The organism is Zoogloea oleivorans, assembly GCF_008107625.1.
Lineage (GTDB): Bacteria > Pseudomonadota > Gammaproteobacteria > Burkholderiales > Rhodocyclaceae > Zoogloea > Zoogloea oleivorans.
Genome location: NZ_SDKK01000045.1, coordinates 1 through 18,410, shown reverse-complemented (window position 1 = coordinate 18,410; position 18,410 = coordinate 1). Strand labels below are relative to the sequence as shown.

The 18,410-nt window shown below is 61.2% G+C and carries 15 protein-coding genes, 2 pseudogenes and 1 other annotated feature; of the genes and pseudogenes, 7 read left to right on the top strand and 10 right to left on the bottom strand.

What is annotated here, in order from left to right; translation table 11 throughout:
* The 4 genes from ETQ85_RS24795 to ETQ85_RS26450 all read right to left on the bottom strand — a co-directional run.
* A partial coding sequence (locus ETQ85_RS24795; RefSeq protein ID WP_246128904.1) for a GDP-mannose 4,6-dehydratase occupies positions 1-469 on the bottom strand: 469 nt, incomplete at its 3' end.
* Positions 470-571: 102 nt separating this feature from the next.
* On the bottom strand, positions 572-1,894 hold the full coding sequence (locus ETQ85_RS24790; RefSeq protein ID WP_148581682.1) for a hypothetical protein: 1,323 nt from the start codon (positions 1,892-1,894) through the stop codon (positions 572-574).
* A 23-nt stretch (positions 1,895-1,917) separates the two neighbouring features.
* Complete coding sequence (locus tag ETQ85_RS26455) at positions 1,918-2,091, bottom strand: hypothetical protein (RefSeq protein WP_187394861.1); 174 nt, start codon at positions 2,089-2,091, stop codon at positions 1,918-1,920.
* A gap of 15 nt (positions 2,092-2,106) precedes the next feature.
* Positions 2,107-2,262 carry a hypothetical protein gene (locus ETQ85_RS26450; RefSeq protein WP_187394860.1) on the bottom strand — a complete coding sequence of 52 codons (156 nt, stop codon included), beginning with the start codon at positions 2,260-2,262 and terminating at the stop codon, positions 2,107-2,109.
* Between the two features lie 310 nt (positions 2,263-2,572).
* Here ETQ85_RS26450 and ETQ85_RS24785 point away from each other — a divergent pair, with 310 nt between their 5' ends.
* Positions 2,573-3,139, top strand: a complete 567-nt coding sequence (locus tag ETQ85_RS24785) for a hypothetical protein (protein ID WP_148581681.1) — start codon at positions 2,573-2,575, stop codon at positions 3,137-3,139.
* A 308-nt stretch (positions 3,140-3,447) separates the two neighbouring features.
* Here ETQ85_RS24785 and ETQ85_RS26445 read toward each other — a convergent pair.
* Positions 3,448-3,636, bottom strand: a pseudogene (locus ETQ85_RS26445) (Tn3 family transposase); the annotation flags it as partial.
* A gap of 40 nt (positions 3,637-3,676) precedes the next feature.
* Between ETQ85_RS26445 and ETQ85_RS24775 the strand changes: the two are divergent.
* Positions 3,677-4,905 (top strand): IS3 family transposase gene (locus ETQ85_RS24775; protein WP_148581588.1). Its coding sequence is split into 2 segments (ribosomal slippage): positions 3,677-3,965 and positions 3,965-4,905, totalling 1,230 coding nucleotides; the frame shifts between segments, so codons are not numbered across the junction.
* Positions 3,955-4,071 (top strand) — a sequence feature (AL1L pseudoknot). Its footprint overlaps the gene before it by 117 nt.
* Positions 4,906-4,942: 37 nt before the next feature.
* On the opposite strand, the pseudogene ETQ85_RS24770 reads toward ETQ85_RS24775, so the two are convergent.
* The 5 genes and pseudogenes from ETQ85_RS24770 to cadR form a co-directional block, all read right to left on the bottom strand.
* Positions 4,943-7,765: pseudogene (locus ETQ85_RS24770) on the bottom strand (Tn3 family transposase); the annotation flags it as partial.
* A gap of 6 nt (positions 7,766-7,771) precedes the next feature.
* Positions 7,772-9,064, bottom strand: a complete 1,293-nt coding sequence (locus ETQ85_RS24765; protein ID WP_148581679.1) for a site-specific integrase — start codon at positions 9,062-9,064, stop codon at positions 7,772-7,774.
* A gap of 18 nt (positions 9,065-9,082) precedes the next feature.
* Positions 9,083-11,308 (bottom strand): S8 family peptidase, encoded by a 2,226-nt coding sequence (locus ETQ85_RS24760; RefSeq protein WP_148581678.1) that lies wholly within the window; start codon positions 11,306-11,308, stop codon positions 9,083-9,085.
* Positions 11,309-12,454: an AAA family ATPase gene (locus tag ETQ85_RS24755; RefSeq protein WP_187394858.1), complete on the bottom strand. Its 1,146-nt coding sequence runs from the start codon at positions 12,452-12,454 to the stop codon at positions 11,309-11,311.
* Positions 12,455-12,700: 246 nt separating this feature from the next.
* A complete protein-coding gene (cadR, locus tag ETQ85_RS24750; RefSeq protein ID WP_148581676.1) occupies positions 12,701-13,120 on the bottom strand; it encodes a Cd(II)/Pb(II)-responsive transcriptional regulator in 420 nt (139 codons plus the stop codon).
* A gap of 189 nt (positions 13,121-13,309) precedes the next feature.
* Between cadR and ETQ85_RS24745 the strand changes: the two genes are divergently transcribed.
* The 5 genes from ETQ85_RS24745 to ETQ85_RS24725 all read left to right on the top strand — a co-directional run bounded on the left by ETQ85_RS24745 (position 13,310) and on the right by ETQ85_RS24725 (position 18,250).
* Positions 13,310-15,487 carry a heavy metal translocating P-type ATPase gene (locus ETQ85_RS24745; RefSeq protein WP_148581675.1) on the top strand — a complete coding sequence of 726 codons (2,178 nt, stop codon included), beginning with the start codon at positions 13,310-13,312 and terminating at the stop codon, positions 15,485-15,487.
* A complete protein-coding gene (gene lspA / locus ETQ85_RS24740) occupies positions 15,484-15,984 on the top strand; it encodes a signal peptidase II (protein ID WP_148581674.1) in 501 nt (166 codons plus the stop codon). Before ETQ85_RS24745 ends, lspA begins: the two co-directional genes overlap by 4 nt.
* A 20-nt stretch (positions 15,985-16,004) precedes the next feature.
* Positions 16,005-16,496: a protein-disulfide reductase DsbD N-terminal domain-containing protein gene (locus ETQ85_RS24735; protein WP_148581673.1), complete on the top strand. Its 492-nt coding sequence runs from the start codon at positions 16,005-16,007 to the stop codon at positions 16,494-16,496.
* A 33-nt stretch (positions 16,497-16,529) separates the two neighbouring features.
* A complete protein-coding gene (locus tag ETQ85_RS24730; RefSeq protein ID WP_148581672.1) occupies positions 16,530-16,874 on the top strand; it encodes a hypothetical protein in 345 nt (114 codons plus the stop codon).
* 125 nt (positions 16,875-16,999) lie between these two features.
* Positions 17,000-18,250, top strand: coding sequence for a TolC family protein (locus ETQ85_RS24725; RefSeq protein WP_246128903.1), 1,251 nt, complete (start codon positions 17,000-17,002; stop codon positions 18,248-18,250).
* Positions 18,251-18,410: the final 160 nt, after the last annotated feature.

Here is an 18,410-nt window from a genome sequence, read left to right as displayed (position 1 = left end):
TCAGACTTGAAACCGCCCTGTGTTGAGTGTGATAAGCCTGAACTAATGCTTCGGCACAGCGCTTACCTTCGTCATAGCAGGCACGTGGGCCGGTGGTATTGACGTTGCCCCAATAGTCTTCGCGCTGGGGTTTCTGTTTGGGGCTGCCATAAACTTCACTGGTTGACGCTTGGAGAAACCTGGCGCCCGTAAGCCGTGCCAGTTCCAGTAGGTTGCGCGTACCTATTACATTGGTTTCTATTGTCTTGACCGGATCTTGCTGATATTGCCGAGGTGAGGCTGGGCAGGCAAGGTTGTAGATCTCCTCGACTAGGCCCAACTGACCGGCATCAAGCTGCTGCGCGATGTCCTGGTGGATGAAGCTGAAGCCTGAGAACGCTCGCAACCGAGCGACTGTTTGCGCACTGCCCGTCTGAAGAGAATCGACACACAAAACAGTGTGGCCAAATCTAAGTAATTTTTCGCACAAGGCGGCTCCTATGAATCCTGCCCCGCCCGCAACTAAGATGCGCACAATCCTGATCCCTGTGATGCTTTGTTATACATGTCGCTGCTGTTCGCGCAAAACAACCTAAGAGGTTGAGGTTACGATAACCCCGCCATAAAGGGCATCATAAGTATGCACCGGAAATACCACATCGAATTGCTGTTGCGCCGCATGATAGATCTTCACCCGGTGATACAGTCCTGCTGGGCGCTGCATATAGCACTCACGGTAGGTCTCATAGAGTGAGCCTGCCCTGCAGTCCAGTCCATGCTCTTGGAGGTTCTCGCAGATATGCTCTGCGACAGTCTTGTCCTGCACAGGAGTCTCTCCGGCCTTGCTGTGGTTATTGCCGTTTCGCGTTATCTTACATTGAGAGTCTACCTGCGTATGATATCCCCATATCATGCCAGCACCGATTACGCCGATCCATGATCGCTGCGAACCGGTCCAGAAGCGACTACGCCAGTGGTTCTCGGCGAAGCGCTCAAGGAAGTCGTGTAGGTAGGCCTCATCTTCCAAGCGTGCCAAGTCGAATGTGTACGTGACTGGATGGTGCCGCTTACGGCGGTTTATGCGTGCGTAGAAATCGCTCTCATCCTGCAATTGTGTCCAAGCAGTATATGATATTTTCTTGTCCAGTTCGTCCTGTAGGCTGTGGAATCCCTCACGCCGGGTTGTGTCTTGGTTAGTCAGGTGTGCCATAAAGTCTCGCATCAGGGTGAACTCGCAGAGCAGGCCGATGCGAGCTTTGAAATCCTTGGTAATATGGCGCACGGCCTTCTTGGCGGCGAACTTCCCGCTAGTGAGTACGCCGATTCGATGCATCCACGAAAGGAACTTGACCGGGGCGTCCACGAATTCCAGGATGAAGACGCGCTCTGTTAAGCGGTATTTAACCGCGGCGGGTGCGTTGCTGAAAGCTCTACTCACTGTTGCTGCAATTGTGAGTGCAGTGTCCATGCATACGCCGTGGGCTTTGTTGCCTAAGACTGCAATGAAGGCCATGAGAAATTGCTGTTCGTACTCATGAATTCTGGTGGCCTTGGCAGGCTCAAGCTTCTCGGCCAATTTAGAAAACCGTTCGCCACGTTCATCGATCAATCCGAAGCGATCCGCATGGCCATTACGACCTTTTTCCACGAGATCATCACTGAAGCCCGCTTCCAGAATGCAGTAGACCGTATGCTTCAGGGCTTGAGCCATGATGCCCGTGGCCCCAGTGTTGGTGACTTCTTCGTTGACATGCTGCTTGATTTTGAGGAGGGCGATGAGCTCCTCGGCCCGCGGGGAGCCTTCATAGAGGCTTTCATCATCTTCGGATAAGCAAAAAAACCAAGTCTGATTAAAGAACAGCAAGTCAAGGATGTCGAAAGCTGCACGTCTTTTGAGAGGAATCCGGGGCATCATGGCCTTTCCATCGCTGGGCGAAATTACTTACCCTCGTTGTTGCGGGTACGCTTCGAGTCACCCTCGCGCTGCGCCGCGGTGCGATCGTTGCCGCGGTTGGTGCGATGGTCGTGACTGCCGTCCTTCTTGCTTCGACCGTACGGGATGATGCCCATGCGCAGTGATTGAGCGGTTTTCTTCATCAGGAAATCGAACATGATCGTGTCTCTGGCTTATTGGTCGTCGTCGGATTGAGTCATCCGGTCGTTGTTGGTCTGGGTCACCTTGTCGTAGGCATCTTTGGTGGCCAAGGCCACCACGGTGCCAACGACAGTTGTAACGGCCACCTCGGCCAGTACGGCAAGCGGAGGGAAGGCAAAGAAAAGCATCGCGAACTCCTTAGAATTTGCACCCGCTGGCCAATCCGGCGGTGTGTCTGAGGAGAATGATCGCTACTTCATGCACGGCTGGCTAACGGTTTAGTTTTTGTACCGTTCGCCGAACTTTTCCGCGCTCGATTGTATCCGAGCACCTTCGTGCTCAGCCAACTATAGGTAGGTTTTGCTGCCCTCATTCCAACTCTGCGAGCTGGCTGACGGGGCGTTCAGCATCAGTGAGGACTACAGGCACGAGCGCAGTTATCCCTATCGATCTCCAGGCTGGCCTTGCTGCGTGCAGGTTATGATGCAGCCTGGATCGATGACGGGGATTATCTTGCTGTGGAACGTGACTGAGGAGCAGCTGGAGCAGCTCTTCCAAGAGGCTCCGGATAGCGAAGACGCATGGATTGGCGTTCCGGCAGTGATTAGGGAGGGCGTCGAGGTGGTTGGCATCCAGTTTGTCAGGACTCGGTTCCTGATGTTCTTTGAGGAACTGAACTCCATCTTTGATGGGGATGAAGAACTGGCCAGAGAAAGCGCCGATGCATGGGCCGGCTACCACCCTGAATACCCCAACCGTCTCGTGAAATTTATAAGGGCTGATGTAACTGATCCCGAGACGATGTTCGACCCGGATAGTTGGAGACTGCCGAGCCCAAGGCAAATTTTTCAGTTCGGACGGCTGCTCTTGGATGCCGTTCTGGTACATGCGGCACTACTGCCTGACGTCAAAGTCTACATCTACAAACCTGAGCGCCCTGGGCTAGAGTCGTTCTACAACAGGATTTTCAACAAAAATCAGGAAGCTTGCCGTAATGCAGGATTTACCCCTATAGTTGAGATCGACGTTGAGGAAGGAGGCTTTTATGGCTATCAACGTAACTAAGAAACTGAGGCGGCGTGCCGAGGTCAGTAGTGTTGTTAAGGAAGCGAAGCTACAAAGCGCAAAGCGCCTTTGCAGCATGCTTTCGGCTGCCCAGAGCAGCGGCACACTGAAGCCGATCAGTACGGCAGCGAAGCCCATCCTTCAGGAACTTAGGGTTAAGTCCCCAACGTAAGCAGCACTCCCAACAACCCGCCATCTTGGCGGGTTTTGCTTTGTTAGACCGAGCCGAGAAAACCCATGGTCTCGGTGGCAACAAACACCCGGCCCGAGGGTCGGCCGGGAATCACGAGAAATTCCTCGTTTTTTCGCTAAGTCACTGACTCAATGTCGAGAATCCGAAAATCCTCCCCGAGCGCCTCGACTTTGCGCCGGAAGTCCAGCACATAGTCCCCGAAGCGGTTGATGTGTTCCAGCCGATACGGCGCCAGTCCGGCCAGGAGTTCCTGGTTGATCAGCACGCCCTCGGCCTGTAGCTGCTTGAGCACCCTGAATCGCCCCGGATTTGGTGGAGGCTCTAACTCTTGAGAAGATAGAGCCATGAAGAAGTCAGTTAAGTTCTCCCCCGAAGTCCGTGAGCGCGCCGTGCGCATGGTTGCCGAAAGCCGTGCCGATCATCCGTCGCAGTGGTCAGCCGTTGAATCCATCGCCGCCAAGATCGGTTGCACGCCGCAGACGCTATTGACCTGGGTACGTCAGCACGAACGAGATAGCGGCCAGCGCGAAGGGCCGAGCACTGCAGACCAAAAGCGCGTCAAGGAACTGGAGCGTGAGGTCAAGGAGCTGCGCAAAGCCAACGAGATACTCAAGCTTGCCAGCGCATTTTTCGCCCAGGCGGAGCTCGACCGCCGATTCAAGTCTTGAGGTCTTTCGTCGACGAGCATCGTGATGCCTTCGGGGTCGAGCCGATCTGCAGGCAATTGCAGATTGCCCCGTCTGGCTACCGGCGTCATGTTGCCCTGCGACGCAATCCTGAACAGCGCAGCCAGAGAGTGCGGCGTGACGAGGTCTTGGTGCCCGAGATCGAGCGCGTCTGGCAGGCCAACCTGCGGGTCTATGGTGCCGACAAGGTCTGGCGGCAACTGAACCGCGAGGGCGTCGTGGTGGCCCGCTGTACGGTCGAGCGACTCATGCGGCGTCAAGGTTTGCGCGGTGTCATGCGCGGCAAGGTGGTGCGCACCACAATCAGCGACAGCAAAGCGCCTTGCCCACTGGATCGGGTCAATCGGCAGTTCAAGGCTGAACGTCCCAATCAGTTGTGGGTCTCGGACTTCACCTATGTCTCGACCTGGCAAGGCTGGCTGTATGTCGCCTTCGTTATCGACGTTTTTGCTCGACGAATAGTTGGCTGGCGCGTCAGCAGTTCCATGCATACGGACTTCGTGCTCGATGCGCTGGAACAGGCGCTGTATGCCCGCCAGCCGAGTCCCGAGGAAACCTTGATCCACCACTCGGACAGAGGCTCGCAGTACGTCTCGATCCGCTACAGCGAGCGACTGGCCGAAGCCGGGATTGAGCCTTCAGTCGGCAGCAAGGGCGACAGCTACGACAACGCCTTGGCCGAGACGATTAATGGTTTGTACAAGGCCGAGATGATCCACCGGCGGGCGCCCTGGAAAACCAAGGAATCCGTGGAACTGGCAACCCTGGAATGGGTGTCGTGGTTTAACCACCACAGACTACTTGAACCTATTGGCTATATCCCGCCGGCAGAAGCTGAGGCAAACTACTATAGGCAACTCGCCTGTCAGGCCGCCATCGTGGCCTGACTTAAACCAACCAGCCTCCATGGAACCCGGGGCGATTCACCCGGCTCATCCCCACCACGTTGTGGAGGATGACCATGTTGGCCAAGAGATGGTTGTACTTGATGACTTTGCGCTGCTCATGGCGCAGGTTTTCGGCGATCTCCCCTTCTCCGCCGAAGAAGAGCTTTTTCGCGAAGCCATTGAACTGCTCCGACTTGTTGGTTTCCGACTGGATGAGCCGGCGCAGTTCGACGTCGCCGACGTATTTCAGCAGGAACTGGGTCCGGATCACCTTCCCCAGTTCCCGGAAGGCGAAATACAGCTTGTTCTTGCGGCTGTAGGTGCCAAGCCGGCGCAGGATGGCGGAGGCGGAGATTTTCCCGAGCTTGATCGAGACCGCTACACGCAGCATGTCCGGCAGATGGGTTTCGATCAACGGCCAGTTGATGTCGTCGCTGAACAAGCGGTCGATGTGCTGGAACTTCTTGCCCCCTTCCGGCCGATGGAATACCAGATCCTTAATGCCCCGGATGCGCGGCATCAGCTTGATGCCCAACAGGTGCGAGAGCGCAAACACCGTGTAGCTCTGGGCCTGGGTATCGCCGTGGATGGTATCGGGCCGGATGTCCGAGGTGTTGGTCATCAGCCCGTCGAGGATGTGGGTTCCTTCGTAGGTGCCGCAGGAAATGAAGTGGCTGAACAAGGCGATGAACTTGTCGGAGACGTGGTAGTAGCCGATGCCGCCATAGCCGCCGTACCGGATGTGGTGCTCGGAAATCAGGTTCTGCTCGTAGAGATTCCACTTGGTGCCGTCCGCCGAGGCATGCCTGCCGGAGCCCCAATAGCTCGGCAACTCGAACTGGTTGTAGGCATTGATCACCTTGACGATGGCCTGCTCCAGCGTTTCCTCGGTCATGTACTTGATGTTGAGCCAGGCGACCTGCTTGCGGCTCATGCCGCGAATCGAGCGTGCCGTCTGGGTCGGCCCGAGGTTGCAGCCATAGCAAAACAAGGTGCTGATCACTCGCGGCCGTAGCTCCTCGATCCGGCTTTCCGTGCCCATGAGCGGCCGGAACAGCTTGTGCAGTTGCAGCCAGCGTTCGGTATCGATCAGCACGTCCACGATGCTGACGTTTTCCAGTCGCTCGGCAATTAACAGGTCGATCTGGCGGATCCCGGGGGGCAGTTCGCTGGCCGGCGCTTTCTTCAGGATCAGCCGGCCATCGGCGATCTCGGCGTAGGCGTTGCCCGGGAATTCTGCATCGACTGCCTCGGCGGTCTCCAGCAGGACCGACTTCAATGCTTGGGTGAAGGCCCTCGGATCGGTTTCGACACCGGTCACCTCGCCATACTGGGCCAGTTCGCGATTCAGGGTGTCGTCATCGACCAACTGTTCCCGGTAATCGTCGTAGCGTTCGCCATGCTGGATGAACAGGTCGCCCGACTTCAGTTCGTCACGGATCGCGTACAGGACCGCCAACTCGAAGTAGCGGCGGTTGATGGCAACGACCTGCCCGTCGGCGCGCTCCGAGACCACCAGCTTCCGCCATGCGGCGGACAGCCACTGGAAGTCTTCGTCGGCATTCAAGCCGACCAGCGACAGCGGAACCACCTCATGCCGGGTGCTGCGCAGCGCCTGCAGCGCCTTGATCATCCGGATCAGGGTGTCGTCTTCGCTGGTGCTTTGCGGATTGACGATCTCGATGCAGTTCAGCAACTGCGCCCGTACCGCCTTGTAGGGCTGGACGAGGAACGGCAGGTGATTGCGGCCGGCATAAGCCATGTGTTCGTCGCAGACGGCCAGCAGATCGTCGACCTCGGCGATCAGGCTGGTGCCGATGGCCTCCACCCGCTGGTGATCGGTCCCGTCGATGCGGTAGGCCAGCAACATTTCCTTTAACTGCCCGATCAGGCGATCCGTGCGCTGCAGGTGGTCCTGCTGATACTCGTTCAATTTGTTGCGCGCCTGATTGTCCAGGTTCTGGAGCATGCGGACGAAGAGATCGGCCGCATCGTCGAGGGTCTGGGCGAACTGGGCGCGGATGTAGATGACGGCCAGGGCGTACCGCTTCTGCGGCTTCAGTTCAGCCATCTCGCTGGCATCCAGCGAACGGGCGATGTAGCGGTATTGCTTGAGCTTGGGAACCGGAATCTCCGGCCGGGGCAATTGTTCGACCAGCAATTGCAGCCGCCGAATATGCTGCAGGTAAGAGCGGGTTTCCTTGTTGGTCGGCTTCTTGGGTTCCCGCTTGAGCAGGTTCCAGGTACTGCCGGTGTCGCCCGACTTCACCTTGAACAGGCTGTCGATCACGGTCTTGACGTTGGCGTCGAGCTGGTTGGTGATGCTTGCGAAATGCGTTTCGTGGATCTTCTCGCGCGCCTGGATGGCCAACCGGTCGAGTGTGGAAAAGCCGGGTAGCTCGTAGCGGTGGTGAACCAACTCTTCGAGCATCACGTTGATGATGTCGGCGACCACGTGGCGGCTGTCGGCGGCGGTTTCTGCGACATGCCTCAGCCAGGCCCGGCCCGGGTCGTCCAGGGGCCGGACATTCAAGTAGCGGCGCAATGATTCGACGAGGCGTGCCCGACCGGCAGTCCGGTCGAACTGCAACAGTTCTGCCAGTTTGGGCGGACGCGCGAATCCTGTTTGGGCAACGAGGTGCCGGCGGATCACTTCCGGCACCTCCTTCAGCCGGATGAAATAACCCAGCCGCTGGAAGAGCTTCAGATAGAGGAATGCCGCCGTGCGAGCCGTCGGTCGCTTGGTTGCCCGGTCAATGAACGCGACTTCTTCCGGCGTCAGGGTATAGACTTCTTCGAGATCCTGGGCGGTGGGCTCTGCTTTCAGGCGGGGGTACGCGGTCTCGTGAAGCTGGGTCATGCCGGATCAATCCCAGTGCTTGCCGCTTTCGGGGTCGCGACACACCGCCTCCAGGAAACACGCACGGGCATCGGCGATCTGGTGGAGTTCGTCGAGCAAGGCATAGAGGTGATCGTCGAGGACGTCGGGCGATGGATTGGGGACAGCTATCCGATAACGACTGCGTTCGCCATCGATCGGCTGCACCTGAAAGCGGGCCAGACAGCTTTCCGTCATCTCGCGTAGCGCCCGGGCCTGGCTACGCTTGCTGCCGTTGAACGCGGACAACAGGAGCGAAACCTCAATGGCGGCCGACGCGATTTCGGGGAGGTCGGGCAGTTTCGGCGTTGGCTTCTGTGGCGATGCCACCGAGGCCGGCAAGGCCTGATCCAAGCCTTGCTCGAAGCGTTCCTTGAGGCCCACGTCGGCGCCTTCCAGGTAGCGCATGGCGGCCTTGACGTCGCGCCAGCCGACGTAAGTCATCAGTTCCCGGAGGTCCCACCCGCTCTGGCGTGCCCAATGGGCAAAGCCGCGGCGCAGCGAGTGGCTGCTGAAGGCGTCGGCATCGTCGACGCCGGCCTGGGTGAGTAACTGGCGAAGCATGGAAATGATGCTTCCCGGAATCAACCCGGCATCGGAAAGATGGCCCCAGCGATCGATCTTGCGAAAGAGCGGCCCATCCTTCAATTGGGAGACGGCCAGCCAATCCTCGACTGCTTCCACCGGGCACAGCCGGGACAATGCCGGGCAGGAAAAGCGCCGGCCTTCCAATTGCCGATCGCCCTTGCTGCGTGGCAAGTAACAGGTCAATCCCTCGCCCGGCTTGATCTCGATGAATTCGATGCGCAGGCTGGAGAGTTCGTCGGATCGGAAGCCCCGCCAGAAACCCAGCAACACCAGCGCCCGATCGCGGGTGTGCCGCAGCACCGAGGCCGCATCCCCGCGGGCAGCCGCTGAAGTTGTGGCACCGGCCAGCCAGTCGCAGACCCCTTGCAGGATGTCCAGTTCCAGCGGCTTGGCCCGCTTTTCCTGGGCGGGATGCAGGGCCCGGATACCCTTGAGCAATTGCCGGATTTTGGCGGCCTTGGTCGGGTCTGCAAAGCCATGGTCCTGATGCCAGCGCGACAGTGCCGCCAGGCGGTGTTTCAACGTATTGAGGGACAGGGATTCGGCATGGTCGGAGAGATAACGGGCAATCGAATCGATCGTTGCCGGCAACAAACCGCCCCATTCCACCTCGAAATGCCGGATAGCCGACGCATAGCTGCGCCGGGTATTGGCGCGCTCGGCGGCATCGAGGTAGAGATCGACCCGGCTCATCGCTGTCCTTGCCAGGGGTTAGATGTGGGCACGCAGCGGCAGCGAAACTTGCGGCTCAAGCGCCTCCAGCACGGCATGGGCCTTGAGGATGTCCTGATGCAACTGGGCGTGCTTTGGCGCATGCACGGTCACCACGAGCGCGTAGCGGATGGCCGGGGCGCCGGACGATGCGAGGCCGCCGGCTTCGCGGGCGTTGTAATGCACGTCGAATACCGGTTCGAGCAGACTGCTGCCGTAGTAGCTGTGCTCGGCGTGCAGGACCGTTTCCCATTTGCCCAAATCCGCCCGCAGTTCGGCCTCGGTCCGGAAGTCCGCTGACGGGAAGAAGCTCACCGACGAGGCGTTGGCGGCACCGGCCTTGCGCTTGCTGCTGTTGGGCCGGAAGGTGATGCCCAGGCCCGCCTTTGTATAAGCGCCGGCGTCCTGCGGGTCGACCGGGCTCGCGTAGCAGAAGGTCGCCCGCAAGCGTACCTTGCCCTCCAGTTGGAAGGTCGGCAAGGGGATGGGCGCCCGCAGGAACTTGCCGGGGCGCAACTCGCCCTGGTAGATGATCCGGGCTTCCCCGTCCTCGCAGGTGATCAACCGGTTGATGTCGGCTGGCACGCGACCCCAGCCGACGTGATGGACGTCGTGTTCGTCCTTGCTCTCACAGCCATGGATCAGGAGCGTCTTGATGGTCAGCGGATGCACGGGGGCACCGAGGATGGCGCGGATGCCGACCGCCGAGCGCAATGCGAGCGGCGCCGCGAAACTGGTCCCCAGCGTCGCAGCCAAGTTCGGCCGGCTGCCGGGGGCGGCGACATGGAAATAGTCTTTGGGCGCGCCGCCGAAGGCCACCACATCGGGCTTCCTCCGTCCTGGGCTCCGGCCGGGGCCGGTGGCGCTGTAGCTGGCCCGCATCCAGTCATCGCCGCTCCGATCGGCGGCGCCCACGGACAAGGCGTTCACGCTGTCGGACGGCACCTGGATACGGTTAAGGCCGAGGGCGGCATCGCGTTCCCCGTTGTTGCCGACGGCGACGGTCATCAGGGTTTCGCCATCGCTCAGGATGCTGTCGATGACGGCCGTCCAGGCATGGACATCCTGGTCCTCGACCGGCAAGTCCGGTCCCAGGCTGAGGTTGATGAACTGGTACTGGCGCGAGAGCAGGACAGTTTCGACATGGCCGAGCGTGCGATACAGCTCGTACGGGTCTTCCCCGTCGATCTTGGCGTCGAGAACCCGATGGTGATCGACCGGCGCATAAGGGCGCTCCGCCGTCGCTTCCGGCTCGATCGGCCCAAACAGGAGGGCCGACGTCACGCCCAATCCGTGTTCGTTGAAATCGGCCACGTCGCTGGCATCCTCGTCGGCCAGGAAATAGCGCCGGACATAGCGGTCGAGCACGTGTTCTGCCGGCAACCCGCCATCGAGCACCGCCACCTTGGGTTCCCGGGAGAGGGGCTCGCCGCTGGGAAGGGCAAACGATACGGCGAGTGGCATGCTGCGGGTCACCGGACGGGCGGCGCGCAGGTGCGGCATCGGCCGGACCACGCGGGTCAGCGTGAACTGGGCGAGGCGTTCCAGGCCGGCGGCATTGCCCTCGACTGCGACAAAGAGCAGGCGGCCCGCCTCGAATTCGAACTCCCCATTGACCATGAAACCGCAGTCGTTGGCGTAATCGGCAAACCAGGCGCGGACATCGGCGGCATCCCCTTCCGGCGGCAGGTGTAAGCCGACCTCGAAGACATGCCCGACATGGGCGCCCTCCAGATGCAGGCGATCAGTCGGGGTCATGGCAGCAAAGGTCTCGATACGGGCGAATTGTTCGGCGACCGGTAATTGCTCATGCAGGCTCCGGGCAAAGTCCGGGAAGTTCTGCAACGCGGATCGGGTGCCGGCGACGAAAAGTTCCGTGGTCTCGGCTTCGGGCGGTGCCTTCTTCTGGGTCTGCCGGCGCGGCCGGATGCGGCGGGTGCGCGACCCCAGCGAGGCCAGGCCGACCTGATCGAGCAGCAGCTTCGGGAAAAAGGATTTGGCCAAGTAGGCCGGGTGCAATACCAGACGGGCCACCGCCAGGTCGTCGGCGCAAGCTTTGGGCGGCAAGGCCTCGAAGAGTCTGTTGGCCGCCTCGATCTCGGGAACGATGGTCCGCTTCGCCTCACTCAAGGTATAGGGATGCGCCTTGTCACTGGGCTTCTTCTTGGGAGCCTCGATGGGATAGGTCAGCAGTTCGGCGCGGCCGATCAGGTATCGCGTGGACATTTACTTGAGTCCCCTTCCTTTGCGGGGCGACGGCCCCGCATGTTTGCGGATGGTGTCGCGGGCGACACCCGTCATCTGGCTGATTTGCATATGGGTGTGCTGGCCGGTCTTGGCCAGTTCGATGGCGAGGTTCAAGCGCTCGATTTTACTCAGCGCCTCCTGGCGCTGGCCGATGGCGCTGCTGATCAGCTTCTCGATCGGCGCCGTCTGCAGGGCATGGCCGCGGCGCAAGGCATTGATGCTGCGTTCCACGTCCGACAGCGACTGCCCCTGCAGGCCGGCGGCCAGCACGTTGATCCACGACTCGAATATTTTCCGGTCATCGCCCAGGAAGCGGTTGATCGCCACCGAGATCGCCGCAGCATCCGGTGCATCGAACTTGAGGACCAGATCGAAACGGCGCCACAACGCCGGATCGACCAGTTCCGGGTGATTGGTCGCCGCCAGCAGCAGCCCGCTGTCCGGCCACTGATCGACTTCCTGCAGCATCACGGTGACCAGGCGCTTCAGTTCGCCGATGTCGGACTCGTCGCTACGTCGCTTGGCGATGGCGTCGATTTCATCGAGCAACAGGACAGCCGCGTGCTTCTTGGCATGATCCAAGGCCGCCCGCAGGTTGTTGCCGGTCTTGCCGAGGAGGCTGCTCATCACCGCCGTCAGGTCAAGCACCCACAGGGGTTTGCCCAGGGCACTGGCGATCCAGCGGGCCGAGAGCGTCTTGCCGACGCCGGGCGGTCCGACCAGGATGGCCGAGCGGGTCGGACTGATGCCGCGCGCAGCCAGCCGCTCGCGTTCCTGGCGCTCGCGGATGATGGCCCCGATAGCGTCATGGACGCTCCCGGGAAGGATGGGGGGCGCCAGTCCTTCGCGGTCATCGAAGACACGGATCAGCGCCAGGCGGGAATCGCCGTCGACGGGCAGCGGTGCCTCATTCGGCTCCACCACCGGGGCACCTCGGCGCAGCACAGAATTGCCGGCGGAGCGGGTTTGGGAGGCTTTCAGGGATTGGTCAAGGCGGGCGGCCAGTTCGGGGCGCTGCTGCCGGTACTTGCGCACCAGGCGTGCGAGCAGCAGCCGGGTATCCTCGTTCGACTCGGCGGCGGCGAGGCGCGCCAAATTGGCGAGGTCGTTTTCAATATCGTCCATCTCGCCTGTAGGCTTTTTTTCTGCCACAAAATACCTGCTGTCGTTCGGTGTTGATTGTGGCGAAGTTTATGGCGAAATTGCGTGTTCGTCAATAAAACCGGTGGGCGATCAACGCGGAGAGGCGGATGGACAGCCAAACAACGAGACGCTGCCCGTCAGTCTGATGTTCACTCAGGCGTAGGCCGGCGCCGCATAAGCCCTGGGCGGAGCAGGCTGATTGCCGCTTCTGAAGAAAAGCCAAGACGCTCAGCTTTTCCTGCCCTCGGGTTCATGGGAAGCAGCGACCAATTCATGCAGGATGCCGCACTCCCGGGCGGTGTGGTTTTCGCCGCATCGACCCCGTAGCGCCACGAGTTGCTTTTCCAGGGCCAGCATGCTGTTCAGTCGCTCCCGGACGCGGCCCAGTTGCTCCTCGATCAGCCGATTGATATCCCCGCAATCCGCCTCGGGGTGAGCCACGAAATCCAGTAGGCGCTTCACCTCGGCCAGCGGCATGTCGAGCGCCCGACAATGGCGGATAAAGGCGAGGCGCTCCATATGCGCCGCGTCGTAATTGCGATAGCCGTTGGCCTCGCGTGCGGGCGGCGACAACAGCCCAATCTTTTCGTAATGGCGGATGGTTTCGATATCCACCCCGGTGGCTTGGCCCAGTTCGCCGATGCGCATACATCCTCCTCCTATGGTCATTAACGATACCCCATTCACCCCGGAGTGACTACGGGGTTATCAAGTCAGCGTCTCATGGAGAAGCCGGACTATTGTTGGCCAGAGACTTTCCCAAGATAGGGTCTTGACCCCGTAGCCGCTACAGGGTGTTCAATGAGTCAGATTTAGTTCTATCAGCAGGACCGACCTATGGGTGAATGCACCTCCAAAGCCTGCGGCTGCAAAGCGCCGCCTGCCGTGGCGACTGCCCCGGCACCGACCCTCCCGGACGGAATACGCACGACCCTCGCCATCGCCAAGATGGACTGCCCGACTGAGGAAGCGTTGATCCGCAACAAGCTGGGTGGGATGCCAGGCGTCGGTGCCCTCGACTTCAACCTCATGCAGCGCACACTCACCGTAACCCATGCGCCTGACGCACTGGAAGCGGCCATTGCAGCCATCCGTTCGCTGGGCATGGAGGCGGTCCTGCCGCAAAACGGCAAGGGCGGTGAAAAAGCAGAGCCAGAAAGATCCCCTTGGTGGCCCCTTGCCCTGTCAGGCATAGCGGCGACCCTGGCCGAGATGGTGAATTGGCTCAATGGCGGCCCCCCTGTGCTGGAGGCCCTGCTTGCCTTGGTCGCCGTCCTCGCCGGCGGCCTGCCCACCTACAAGAAGGGCTGGATTGCGCTACGGAACCGCAATCTCAACATGAATGCCCTGATGTCCATCGCGGTGACCGGGGCGTTCCTGATCGGGCAGTGGCCGGAAGGGGCCATGGTGATGTTCCTCTTCGCCCTGGCCGAAGTCATCGAAGCAAAATCCCTTGACCGGGCGCGTCGGGCGGTCCGGGGCCTGATGGCCCTCGCGCCCGAGACGGCGACGGTTCGCCAAGCCGACGGCCGTTGGGTTGAGGTCGCCGCCGCAGCGGCCCCCCTGGATGCCCGCGTCCGGGTGCGCCCGGGCGAGCGGATCGCGCTGGATGGGATCCTTGTTTCCGGCCGCTCCGCCGTCAATCAAGCCCCCATCACCGGCGAAAGCCTGCCGGTCGAGAAAGCCGAAGGCGACCCGGTATTCGCTGGCACCATCAACGAGTCGGGATCCTTCGAATACCGAGTGACTGCCACGGCGACCCACTCGACGCTGGCCCGCATCATCCACGCCGTGGAAGCGGCCCAAGGGTCGCGGGCTCCTACCCAGCGCTTCGTGGACCAGTTCGCCCGTATCTATACGCCGGTGGTTTTCGTGATCGCTATCGGTATGGCGGTCGTTCCGCCGCTGGCTCTCGGCACGCCCTGGTTCGATGCGATCTACCGGGCATTGGTGCTGCTGGTCATCGCCTGTCCCTGTGCCCTGGTCATCTCGACGCCGGTCACCATCGTCAGCGGGTTGGCGACGGCAGCCCGCCACGGCATCTTGGTGAAGGGCGGCGCCTATCTGGAAGCGGGACGCCAGTTGACGGTCATCGCCCTCGACAAGACCGGTACGCTGACGCATGGAAAGCCCGAACAAACCGACTTTGCCAGCCTGACCGAGAGTGACGAAACCAGGATCCGCGGTATCGCAGCCAGTCTGGCCGGCCGCTCCGACCATCCGGTGTCGCAGGCGTTGAGCCGGGCGGCCGAGGCGGACGGTATTCCCGTTCGGGAAGTTGAGGAATTTGCTGCCATTCCGGGGTACGGCATCCGCGGCCAGGTCGATGGCCGGTCTTATCAACTCGGCAATCACCGACTGGCTGAGGCACTGCACCTGTGCTCGCCCGCATTGGAGGCCCGGCTGGGCGAACTGGAACGTCAGGGCAAGACGGTCGTGCTGCTGATGGACAACCTTAGGGCACTGGCACTCTTTGCCGTGGCGGACACGGTACGGGAGACCAGCCGGGAGGCCGTTGCCGAACTCCATGCCCTGCATGTGAAGACCCTCATGCTCACCGGCGACAATCCCCATACGGCAGAAGCCATTGCCGCCCAGGTGGGCATTGACGAAGCCCGGGGCAACCTATTGCCCGAATCCAAGCTGGCCGCCATCAAATCACTGCTCTCACCGGCAGCCAAGGTCGGGATGGTCGGTGACGGCATCAACGATGCGCCGGCGCTGGCTCAAGCCGATATCGGTTTCGCCATGGGTGCCGCCGGCACCGATACCGCCATTGAAACGGCGGACGTGGCGCTCATGGATGACGACCTGCGCAAGCTGGCGGTGTTCGTGCGCATTGCCCGCAGCACGGCGTCGGTGTTGCGGCAGAACATCGCCTTGGCCCTGGGCATCAAGGCCGTGTTCATTGGGCTGACCTTTGCCGGCCAGGCGAGCATGTGGATGGCCGTGTTCGCCGACATGGGGGCGAGCCTGCTGGTGGTCTTCAACGGCCTGCGGTTGCTGCGCAAATGATCCCGGAAAAGCCCAGGATGGGCCGGTACCGCTGGTTGGGATTGGCACTCATTGTGGCCTTGGCGGACCAAGGGGCCAAGCGCTGGATCGCGGCCACTTTCCCTTTGGGGGCAGGCGAAGCGGTGTCGCCGTTTTTCAACCTGGTCCACGTCCTGAACACTGGCGCCGCCTTCAGTTTTCTCGCGGAGGCCGGCGGTTGGCAACGTTATGCCTTCATTGCCCTCGCCTTGGCCGTCTCGGTGGGGCTGACCGTCATGTTGCTCAAAGGCGTGGCGAACCGATGGGAAGGCTGGGGGTATAGCCTGCTCCTGGGCGGCGCCGTCGGCAACCTGGTGGATCGCCTCGTCCAGGGGGCGGTCGTGGATTATCTGGACTTCCATGCCGGCGGCTGGCACTGGCCCGCCTTCAATCTCGCCGATACGGCGCTTTGTCTCAGCGCCTTGATTCTTCTTTGGGGGGCGTTGCTGTCGTCCGTTCAAAGCAAGGCGGCTCCTTAATCAGAGCGCAGGAGATCCCGATGCAACCCCTGGTCATGAACCGATCCGAGGAACACAAATTGACTCAACGATCCTTCTCCCTGTTTGACCGCCGCACGTTGTCTGCCTTGATGCTCCTGGGCATGGTCCATTGCGCTTCGGCCGCCGAGGAGCCTTTGCCCCCCGATCAGGCCTTTCGGCTCAAGGCGTCCTTGAAGGGGAGCGATACTGTGGTGGCCGAGATCATCCCTGCCAAAAAGCACTATATCTACAAGAGCAAGGTCCGCTTCGCCTTGAAGAACGCCAGCGGCGTCCTGATCAAGGAGGTCAAGCTACCTGCCGGCGAGATGAAGAACGATCCCTATTTTGGACTGATTGAAGTTTATAAATCGCCCGTAGTCGCCGAAATCGCCCTGGAGCGCGCGCCCAAGGCCAAGACATTCACCCTTTATGCGTCTTACCAGGGGTGCAATGAAAAGCTCGGCGTCTGTTACCCGCCGATCGAGAAAACCGTTGACATGAAGTTCGATTGACGCCGGTTATCGCATCGCGAATAATTCGCATTCATGTCCCGATACCTCCGTTTCCGCTCGATCATAGCGATGCTGCTGGCCTTCTGCCTGGTCAGCGCGTCGTTGTGGAGCTATGGGGCGGAGGCGACTGCCGACATCGTGTCGGACGAATGTATCCATTTCAAGGTTGATTCGCCTGACTCCGGTATTGCCGACAAGCACTGCAATCATGGCTGCCATGCGCAATCCCACTTCACTGGTGCCGGGCTGGGCAATGCAACGCTCTTCCCGACGACCCTCGCGGCCCAGGAGGGCGTGGGATTCCCCGACAACGCAAGAATCCCGACCCGCCCCAATGAGGGCCCCTTCCGTCCCCCGCGGCCCCTCTTTCAAGCCTGATTTCCGTCATTGGTTTTGACCCATGGCTGGCGTCCAGCACGCCCGCCAATGCTTGAAAGGTTTTTCTCATGTGGTTTTGCGGCACTTTTGCCGCAGTGCGCCCACGGCGGCGTGCTGCTGGCATCTTGGCGGGGACATGGTTTGCCCTGGCCCTCCTCCCCGTATCTTCCCAAGCGGCGGCTGCCCTGACGCTTGAAGAGGCGTGGCGTCTGGCCGAAGCGGCCAATCCAGCCCTGCGTAATGTACAGGCCAGGTTGTCGGCTGCCGAGGGCGAACTGACCGACGCCCGTAGTCTTCTCTGGAACAATCCGGAACTCTCTGCCGACAGGTTACGGCGGTCGGTTCCTCAACCCGGCCTCGCCACGGAAAAACAGCGCGAGTGGAGTGCCGGGCTCGCCCAAACCTTCGAAATCGCCGGCCAACAGGGTTACCGCCGTGAGGCTGCCCATCAGGAGCTGGTTGGCCTCCAAGCCACGCTGCAGGAGACGCGCCGCCAAGTGCGCGCCGAGATTGAGCAGCGGTTCGTGCGGGTACTGGCCTTGCAGCTTCGCATCGCCACCGAAGAGGAAGCGCTGAAGCTGGTCGATAATGCGGCCGCAGCGGTCAGGAAGCGTGTGGCAGCCGGGGAAGACAGCCGCCTCGATGGCAACGTAGCCCTTGTCGAGGCCGAACGCGGCCGCAACCAGCTCGCCGCCCTTCAGGAACAGCTCACCGAAGCCCGCGCCGAGTTGGCCAGCGCCCTTCAACTGGCGCCTGACCACTTGCCGGAGGTAGCCGGCGAGTTGATGCCAGCCATCCCAAGATACACCCTGGAGGAGTTGCTCGCCGCAGCTCGCCAACGGCCCCAGTTGCGTGCCCTGGAGCTGCGGGAAGCCGCAGCGGCCAGCCGCCTGGGCCTGGAGCGGGCTACGGTCTATCCGGACGTGACCGTGGGCATCAATGTGGGACGGGAAGGACCGGGCGACACCCGGGAAAAGCTGGTCGGCGTCAGCCTGTCGCTGCCACTGCCCCTATTCCGCCGCAATGCAGCCGGAATCGGCAGGGCGACGACCGAGCTGACCCAGGCGCAAATCGAGCGGCAGGCGACGGAGCGCGATGTGCCGGCCCAGGTCCGCGCCCTGTGGCGCAACGTCGAAAGCCTGCGTGCCCGGGTCAAACGTCTTGAAGACAACGTGCTGACCAGCCTCGACCAGAATCAGCGCTTGTCAGCCACCTCCTACCGTGCCGGCGAGATCGGGCTCTTGCAGCTGATCGTGGTGAATCGCCAGGTGCTCGATGGGCGTCGTGACTTGATCGAGGCCCGTAGCGACCTACGGCTGACCACCATTGCCCTCGAAGCCGCCGCAGGCTGGCTGCCAGCGGGAGAAGCGCGATGAAGCAACAACGGCCGCACTTCCCCAACACCACTTCCAGGATGCCTTTCATGCCATCGTTTTCCCTACGGCGCGCCGGCTGGCTCGCCCTTCTCGCCGGCACCCTTGCACTGGCTGCCTGTAATCAACCCGACAAGCCTCAGGAACCTTCGGAGGAAAGGCT

Bases quoted from the DNA above. Each gene is read 5' to 3' on its own strand.
- cadR (WP_148581676.1), bottom strand. From the start codon at position 13,120: ATGCGCATCGGCGAACTGGGCCAAGCCACCGGGGTGGATATCGAAACC.
- ETQ85_RS24760 (WP_148581678.1), bottom strand. From the start codon at position 11,308: ATGTCCACGCGATACCTGATCGGCCGCGCCGAACTGCTGACCTATCCC.
- ETQ85_RS24785 (WP_148581681.1), top strand. From the start codon at position 2,573: ATGACGGGGATTATCTTGCTGTGGAACGTGACTGAGGAGCAGCTGGAG.
- ETQ85_RS24755 (WP_187394858.1), bottom strand. From the start codon at position 12,454: ATGGACGATATTGAAAACGACCTCGCCAATTTGGCGCGCCTCGCCGCC.
- ETQ85_RS24735 (WP_148581673.1), top strand. From the start codon at position 16,005: ATGCAACCCCTGGTCATGAACCGATCCGAGGAACACAAATTGACTCAA.
- ETQ85_RS24730 (WP_148581672.1), top strand. From the start codon at position 16,530: ATGTCCCGATACCTCCGTTTCCGCTCGATCATAGCGATGCTGCTGGCC.
- ETQ85_RS24790 (WP_148581682.1), bottom strand. From the start codon at position 1,894: ATGATGCCCCGGATTCCTCTCAAAAGACGTGCAGCTTTCGACATCCTT.
- ETQ85_RS24765 (WP_148581679.1), bottom strand. From the start codon at position 9,064: ATGAGCCGGGTCGATCTCTACCTCGATGCCGCCGAGCGCGCCAATACC.
- ETQ85_RS26455 (WP_187394861.1), bottom strand. From the start codon at position 2,091: ATGTTCGATTTCCTGATGAAGAAAACCGCTCAATCACTGCGCATGGGC.
- ETQ85_RS26450 (WP_187394860.1), bottom strand. From the start codon at position 2,262: ATGCTTTTCTTTGCCTTCCCTCCGCTTGCCGTACTGGCCGAGGTGGCC.
- ETQ85_RS24745 (WP_148581675.1), top strand. From the start codon at position 13,310: ATGGGTGAATGCACCTCCAAAGCCTGCGGCTGCAAAGCGCCGCCTGCC.
- lspA (WP_148581674.1), top strand. From the start codon at position 15,484: ATGATCCCGGAAAAGCCCAGGATGGGCCGGTACCGCTGGTTGGGATTG.